We start from the raw sequence: 7,308 nt of genomic DNA, 5'->3' as shown, positions 1-7,308 counted from the left end.
GTCGACGTGCTCTGGGCGATGCTGCGTGACAAGAGGCTGTTCACCTCCGCCCCGCCAGTCACGCAGGCGGCTTGACACGATCATTGAGATTCCTTTCGGGTGCGGGATTCCTCAACTCACTCATGTGGCAGGTGAGTTGGGGTCAGTGCATGGTGAAGCCGCCGTTGACCGCGATGACCTGGCCGGTCAGGTAGCGGGACTCCTCGCGGAGGAGGAAGGCCACCAGGCCGATGAGGTCGTCGGGGCGTTGCGGGCGGGAGACGGCGCGGCCCAGCCGGTAGAGCTCATGGCGTTCGGCGGGGACGTTCTCGGTCGCCTCGCAGGTGGTGAGGCCGGGGGCGACGGCGTTCACGGTGACGCCCCGGTCGCCCAGTTCGCGGGCCATCGCCCGGGTGAGGGCGATGACGGCGCCCTTGGAGGCGATGTAGTGGGCGAGGCGCGGGGAGCCGTAGAGGGCGGCGTCGGAGGCGAGGTTGACGATGCGTCCGGTGCCGTTCGCCAGGAGTTGCGGGAGCAGGGCGCGGGCGACGAGCCAGGGGCCGCGGGCGTTGACCGTCATCAGGCGGTCCCACTCCTCGACGGTGATCTCCTGGAACTCCTTGCCGCCGACGCCGTTGGCCAGCCCGGCGTTGTTGACCAGGCCGTACAGCGGGCCGAGGGTGGCGGTGGCCTCGGCGAGGGCGGTGACCGAGGCGGGGTCGGCGACGTCGCAGCGGACGAAGTGGGCGTCGAGGCCGTCGGCGCGGAGCGCGGCGGTGGTGGCGGTGCCGCGCGCGGTGTCGAGTTCGGCGACGACGACGCGGTGCCCGTCCTCGGCGGCCCGGCGGGCCATGGCCTCCCCCAGGCCACGGCCGGCGCCGGTGACGACGACGGTGCCGGTTGCGGGGGCGGCCATCAGTCGCGGGTGACGCCGTGCATCGGCGAGTGCGCGGGGTAGGTGGGGACCTGCGGCTTCCGCGTGCCGATGACGACGCAGAACAGCGCGTCGGTGTCGCCCTCGTTCTTGAGGCTGCGGGCCACGCCGGCGGGCACGACGATCATGTCGCGGTAGCCGAGGGTGCGGTACTCGGCCTCCCCTTCGCCGCGGTGGATGCCGACGCGGACCTCGCCCTCCAGGACGAAGAACGCCTCCTCGACGTCGTGGTGGGTGTGCTCGGGGCCCTCGGCGCCGGGCGGCAGCAGCATGTTGGAGAAGGTGAAGCCGCCGGACGGCAGGATGCGGTTGTCGCCCTCGTGGTTGCCGGTGGCGCCGGAGCCGACGTAGCGGATCTGGGCGCGGCGGTACTGGTCACCGGCCTTGGTCTGGAAGGCGAGGGTGTCCCAGTCGGGCTCGCGGGAGTCCTTGGTGGCGATCAGGGAGTCGGTGTACGCGGCGAGGTCGCCGCCGTTGTCGTAGGCGTCGGTGGTGAGGGGCATGGCGTGACTGCCTTTCGTGGTGCGGGAGGGACGATCAGTCGCCGAGGCCGGCGGTGATCCGGAGGTGGGAGAGGACCCAGGCGTCGAACGCCTCGGGCCGCTCCTGGTTGGCGAGGTGACCGGCGTCCTTGACGATCACGTACGCCGAGCGGGGCAGCGCACCGGCGAGGAGCTGGCTCGCCCCGGGGCCGGTGACGCGGTCGAGGTCGCCGCTCAGGACGAGGGCGGGCGCGGTGATGCCGGGCAGTTCCCCGCGCAGGTCGGTGGCGGCCATCGCCTCGGCGGCGTATCCGTAGCCCGGCAGCCGGACGGCGCGGGCCATGGTGTCGGTGACCCGGCGCACCAGGGCGTCGGGCGCCGCGTCGGAGACCAGCCGGGGGCCGCGGCGGGCGGCGAAGGCGTGCGGGCCGAGGTCGGCGAGTTCGGTGACGCGGGCGCGCATGCCGGCGGCCTTCTCCGGGTCGGTGCCGGAGCCCGCGCTGGACGAGGCGACGATCAGCGAGGCGGCGAGGCCGGGGTGGCGGGCGGCGAGGCGGAGGGCGATGACGCCGCCCCAGGAGACGCCGAGGACATGGACCGGGCCGCCGCGTCCGCGGATCAGGGCGGCGGCGGTGTCGGCGTAGCCGTCCAGGTCGAGCGGGCCTTCGGGGTCGGCGGAGGCGCCGTAGCCGGGGGCGTCCCAGGCGAGGAGGCGCAGCCGGTCGCCGAGGGTCGCGAACTGCGGGGCGAAGGCGGCGGAGGAGGAGCCGATGCCGTGCAGACACAGCAGCGTCGGCCCGTCGGTGCCGGTCTCCGCGACGTGCAGCCCCGCGAGGTCGTAGGGCGCGGTCACAGGATCATCCCGGGGCGTCCGGCGAGCGCGGCGAGGGAGCGCAGCACCGCGTACGGCACGACCTGGCTGGTGGCCGGGTTGGCCTCGTCGGGCAGGTGGCGGACCTCGAAGCGGTAGCTGCCGTGGCCGCCGGACGCCTCGACGACATGGCGGGTGTGGCGGGCCGCGGGGTCGGCGACGACGCTGACCCGCACCGCGTCCGGGTCGCCGACGGCGAGGGCGACGGAGGCGGCGACGTTGGTGGAGCGCGGGAACTTCGCGGGGATCTCGCGGGCGGAGCCGCGCAGTACCTCGACGGGGCCGGTGGCGGTCCGCATCCGGTGCAGCAACTCCTCGTCCATCCACGGCTGTTCGAGGGTGGCGGGGAGCTTGGTGGTGGTGAGGGTGACCTCGGTGAGCGGGCCGAGGGCGCGGGCCGCCTGGAGGAGGTCGAGGCCGCCGACGGCGCCGCCGGTGAAGTAGACGCGGCCGGGTCCGGCGGCGCGCAGCCGGGCGGTGAGGGCGTCGTCGGTGAGCGCGCCGGTGGAGGCGATCAGCAGGTCGGCACCGGCGGTGAGGATCTCCTCGCCGTGGGCGCGGACGACGCCCTGGCCCGCGGCCTCGACGATCAGGTCGCAGCGGGTCAGCGCCTCGTCCAGGGAGAGCTGCGGGGCGGGGGCGGTGTCGCCGAGCGGACGGTTGTCGGTGACGCAGGCCAGTTCGGCGCCGGGGATCTCACCGGCGGCCAGCGCGGTGCCGACCACGCGGCCGATGGCGCCCCAGCCGATGAGGCCGACCCGGCGCGGGGCGCGGGTGGCGGGCGGCGTGGCGGGGGCGGCGGAGACGGCGGTCATGCGGTTCCTTCCGGGGCGGCGAGCGGGCCGGGGTCGGGGGCGCCGGCCATGTGGCGGCGGATGGCGGGGGACGGCGGCCCGGCGGTGCCCCACAGGTCGGAGAGTTCGGGGGTGCGGCGCCAGACCCGGGCGATCCAGGCGTCCTCGAGGATCTGCGCGACCTCGGAGGTGTACTCGCAGACCAGGCCGGACGGGTCGGTGAAGTAGGCGAAGGTGTTGTCGCCGGGCCCGTGGCGGCCGGGCCCCCACTGCGGGGTGATGCCGTGGTGGCGCAGCCGTCCGAGGCCGCGCATGAAGTGGTCGACCGAGGTCATCTCGTACGCGACGTGGTTGAGGGACGCCCACTCGGCCTTGTTGAAGGCGAGGCAGTGGTGGTCGGCGTTGCAGCGCAGGAAGGCCATCTGGTGCTCGGACCAGTCGGAGACCCGCAGGCCGAGGACGTCGGTGTAGAAGGCGACGGCGGCGTCGATGTCGGTGGTGTTGAGGACGGTGTGGGTGACGCCGACGGGGACGGCGGCGTCCCGGCCGCGCGGGGCGACGGCCTCGACGTGGGCGCTCAGCTCCAGCAGCCGTCCCTCGGGGTCGGTGAAGCGCAGGCCGTAGCCACCGCCGAGCTGGTCGAGCGGTCCGGGGCCGTGGACGGGCACGATGCCGCGGGCTTCGAGGCGGCGGGCGGCGGCGTCGACCTCGGCGGGGGTGGCGAGGGCGAAGCTGATCTTCCCGAGGGCGGGCCGGTCGGCGTGGGTGAGGGCGAGGACGTGGTGTTCGGGTCCGGTGCCGCGCAGCCAGGCGGCGCCGGGCTCGGCATCGACGGTCTCCAGGCCCCACACCTCGCGGTAGAAGTCGGTGGCCTCGGTGACGGCGGGGGTGCGGAGTTCGACGGCGCGCAGCGCGCGGAGCCGGGCTATGGGCTCGTGGGGCATCGGTTCGGCATCCTTCGGACGGGGGCGGGCGGAAGCGGACGGGCGGTGGGGGCGCGGCGTACGGCCGGAGGTCAGGAGGCGGCCCAGGGCAGCGGGCCGCCGGTGCCCCAGTAGAGGCTCTGCTGCCGCTGGTAGGCGCGGATGCCGTCGCGGCCCTTCTCCCGGCCCAGCCCGCTCTCCTTCATCCCGCCGAACGGGGTGGCCGCGCTGAACTGCTTGTACGTGTTGATCCACACGGTGGCGGCGTCGATCCGGCCGGCGACCCGCCAGGCGGTGGCCGCGTCGCGGGTCCACAGTCCGCAGGCGAGGCCGTAGACCGTGTCGTTGGCCTGCGCGACGAGGTCGTCCTCGTCGTCGAAGGGCAGCGCGACGAGGACCGGACCGAAGATCTCCTCCCGGCAGACCCGGGCGGTGGGCGGCAGCCCGTCGAGGACGGTGGGGAGGTAGTAGGCGCCGTCGCGGTAGCGCTCCCCCTCGGGTGCGGCGCCACCGCAGCGGACCCGGGCGCCCTCCTGGCGGGCCAGGTCGACGTAGGCGGCGACGTGGTCGCGGTGGCGGTGGTGGACGAGCGGGCCGACCTGGGTGGCGGGGTCGGTGCCGGGGCCGACGCGCAGCGCCCGGGCCCGTGCGGTCAGCTCGTCGAGGAAGGCGTCGTAGCGGGAGCGGTGGACGAAGAGGCGGGAGCCGGCGATGCAGCTCTGGCCGCTGGAGGAGAAGATCCCGAACAACACGCCGGCCAGGGCGGTTTCGGTGTCCGCGTCCGCGAAGACGACCGTCGGCGACTTGCCGCCCAGCTCCAGCGAGACCGGCATGATCTTGTCGGCGGCGATCCGCCCGATGGCGCGTCCGGTGCGGGTGCCGCCGGTGAACGCGACCTTCCCGACGGCCGGATGGCGCACGATCGCGTCGCCGGTGACGGTGCCCGGTCCGGGCAGCACGGCGAGGAGCCCGGTGGGCAGCCCCTCCTCGGTGAGGGCGCGGTGCACGATCCGGCCGAGGGCCAGGGCGACGAGCGGGGTCCACTCGGCGGGCTTGAGCAGGACGGCGTTCCCGGCGGCGAGGGCGGGCGCGAGTTTCTGGGCGTCGCTGGCTATCGGGGAGTTCCACGGGGTGATGGCGCCGACGACGCCGATCGGTTCATGGCGGCTGAGGGTGACGTAGTCACCGCGGGAGGGCGTGACGGCGTCCTCGGCGGTCTCCACGGCGGCGGCGACGTACCGGAAGGTGGCGGCGGCGCTGCGCACCAGGGCGAGGGTCTCGGCGCGGGTCTTGCCGGTGTCGGCGGTCTGGAGGGCGGAGAGCGCGTCGGCGTGGGTGTCGACGAGGGTGGCGATGCGGTGCAGCAGCCGGGCGCGCAGATGCGGCGGCAGCCGGCGCCAGGCCGGGTCGGCGGCGGCGCGGGCGGCGGCGGTGGCCGCGGCGTCGACGTCGGCGGTGCCCGCGCCGGTCACGGTGGCCAGGGTGCGGCCGGTCGCCGGGTCGACGGTGGTGATCGGGGCGCCGGTGCCGCGCCGCCACTCGCCCGCGACCAGGACCTCGTCCGGGGTGGCGCCCGGCGTGGGCACCAGGTCGTTCACCGGTGCGTCGACGGTCATCCGGGGCCTCCTGAACGGGAGTTGGGCGGGGGTGTGCCGAGCGGATTGCTTCAGCGCCAGAAATCTAAGCACTTAACTATTTCCTGGCAACCCCCACCGGCCGGAAAACTTTCCCTGTCCGACCCCTTGACGACCCCGCCCCCATGGTCGGTAGAACTTAAGCGCTTAGAAGCTTTGCGCTTACGGACGGGACATCGTGCGGCCTCCCCCCGACCGCCGCCCCGCCGCGCCTCGCCCTCCCCCTGCCCTGCCCCTCTCCCGCCCCGCCGCGGGCCTGGAGGAATCCCCGGATGAGCCTTGCCGCCTCCCCGGACCGCGAGACCGGCGCCGCCCGCGCCGCGCTCGCCGCCCGGTTCGAACGACTCCCGCTGTCCCGCTGGCACGTCACCGTCCGCGTCGTCATCGGCGTCGTGACCTTCTTCGAAGCCTTCGACCAACTGCTGATCGCCTACGCGATGCCCGAACTCCGCCAGGAATGGGCACTGTCCACCGGCGGCGCCACCCTGGTGATGACCGTCGGCTCGGTCGGCATGCTCCTCGGCGCGCTGCTCTCCGGCCGCCTCGCCGACCGCTACGGCCGGGTCACCGTCATCGCCGCCTGCATCGGCCTGTCGGGGCTGGCCTCCGCCGCCCTCGCGGCCACGGACGGGCCCCCCTCCTTCATGGCGCTCCGCTTCGTCCAGGGCCTGGCGATCGGCGGTGAGGTGCCGGTCGCCGCCACCTTCATCAGCGAGATCACCCGCAGCCTGGGCCGCGGCCGCTTCGTCCTCCTCTACGAACTGGTCTTCCCCGCCGGGCTCACCGTCGGCGCGCTCTGCGCCGCCTGGATCGTCCCGGCCCTCGGCTGGCGCTGGATGTACCTGCTCGCCGCGCTCCCCGGACTGCTGGCGCTGCTGGTACGCCGCACCGTCCCCGAGTCCCCGCGCTGGCTCGCCGACCGCGGACGGATGCGGGAGGCGGAGGAGACCATGGCGCTGATCGAGCGGAAGGTCGAGGCGGCGACGGGCCGCCCGCTGCCACCGGTCACCGGCCCTGCCCCGGCGTCCGCCGGTGACGGCCCGGTCGTGCCCGCCACCCCCGCCGAACGCGCCGCCACCGGTGTCCGGGGCCTGTTCACCGGCCGCTACCGCCGCCGCACCCTCGTCCTCGCCGCCCTCTGGTTCACCGGGTACTTCGTCAACTACGGCATCACGTCCTGGCTGCCGAGCATCTACGGCAGCCGCTTCCACCTCTCGCTCGGGGACGCGCTGCTCGCCTCGACGGTCACCTCCGTCGCCGGGCTGGCGGGCTGCCTGGTCGCCGCGCTCACCGTGGACCGGATCGGCCGCCGCCGGATCTTCCCGCTCTTCCTCGGCGGCACCGCGGCCACCCTCCTCGTCCTCGCCCTGACGGGTACCGGCTCCACCGGCGGCGTCCTGCTGTGGACCTCACTCGCCGCGGTCTGCTTCTTCGGCTCCAACATCTGCCTGTACCTCTACACCCCGGAGCTGTACCCGACCCGGATGCGGGCGCTGGGCTGCGCCACGGGCGGTGCGGTCAACCGGCTGGGGGTGATCGGCGGGCCCGTCGTCGTCGGCGCGGTGTACGCCGCGTCCGGACTGCCCGCGGTGTTCGCGGTACTCGCCGCGGTCGCCGCCGCCGGTGCGCTGGCCGCCGCCTTCTTCGCCGAGGAGACCCGCGACCGGCCGCTGGAGGAGGTCTCCCCCTGA

Annotated in this window: 7 protein-coding genes; 1 reads left to right on the top strand and 6 read right to left on the bottom strand. The window is 74.7% G+C overall.

Annotation, left to right across the window (positions count from 1 at the left end; translation table 11 throughout):
* Positions 1-142: 142 nt before the first annotated feature.
* The 6 genes from ACF1BH_RS15980 to ACF1BH_RS15955 all read right to left on the bottom strand — a co-directional run bounded on the left by ACF1BH_RS15980 (position 143) and on the right by ACF1BH_RS15955 (position 5,599).
* Complete coding sequence (locus ACF1BH_RS15980; RefSeq protein ID WP_391643057.1) at positions 143-895, bottom strand: SDR family oxidoreductase; 753 nt, start codon at positions 893-895, stop codon at positions 143-145.
* Positions 895-1,416 carry a cupin domain-containing protein gene (locus tag ACF1BH_RS15975; protein ID WP_391643056.1) on the bottom strand — a complete coding sequence of 174 codons (522 nt, stop codon included), beginning with the start codon at positions 1,414-1,416 and terminating at the stop codon, positions 895-897. Before ACF1BH_RS15975 ends, ACF1BH_RS15980 begins: the two co-directional genes overlap by 1 nt.
* Before the next feature lie 34 nt (positions 1,417-1,450).
* Complete coding sequence (locus ACF1BH_RS15970; RefSeq protein WP_391643055.1) at positions 1,451-2,248, bottom strand: alpha/beta fold hydrolase; 798 nt, start codon at positions 2,246-2,248, stop codon at positions 1,451-1,453.
* On the bottom strand, positions 2,245-3,081 hold the full coding sequence (locus ACF1BH_RS15965) for an aspartate dehydrogenase domain-containing protein (protein WP_391643054.1): 837 nt from the start codon (positions 3,079-3,081) through the stop codon (positions 2,245-2,247). The genes ACF1BH_RS15970 and ACF1BH_RS15965 overlap by 4 nt, the downstream gene beginning before the upstream one ends.
* On the bottom strand, positions 3,078-4,004 hold the full coding sequence (locus tag ACF1BH_RS15960; RefSeq protein WP_391643053.1) for a VOC family protein: 927 nt from the start codon (positions 4,002-4,004) through the stop codon (positions 3,078-3,080). Before ACF1BH_RS15960 ends, ACF1BH_RS15965 begins: the two co-directional genes overlap by 4 nt.
* A gap of 71 nt (positions 4,005-4,075) precedes the next feature.
* Positions 4,076-5,599, bottom strand: coding sequence for an aldehyde dehydrogenase (locus tag ACF1BH_RS15955; protein WP_391643052.1), 1,524 nt, complete (start codon positions 5,597-5,599; stop codon positions 4,076-4,078).
* 290 nt (positions 5,600-5,889) lie between these two features.
* Here ACF1BH_RS15955 and ACF1BH_RS15950 point away from each other — a divergent pair, with 290 nt between their 5' ends.
* A complete protein-coding gene (locus ACF1BH_RS15950; protein WP_391643051.1) occupies positions 5,890-7,308 on the top strand; it encodes an MFS transporter in 1,419 nt (472 codons plus the stop codon).

This window comes from Streptomyces sp. NPDC014733, from assembly GCF_043083385.1.
Taxonomy (GTDB): Bacteria; Actinomycetota; Actinomycetes; order Streptomycetales; family Streptomycetaceae; genus Streptomyces.
The sequence above is the reverse complement of the archived record's forward strand: the minus strand, read 5'-3'. Positions and strand labels throughout refer to the sequence as shown.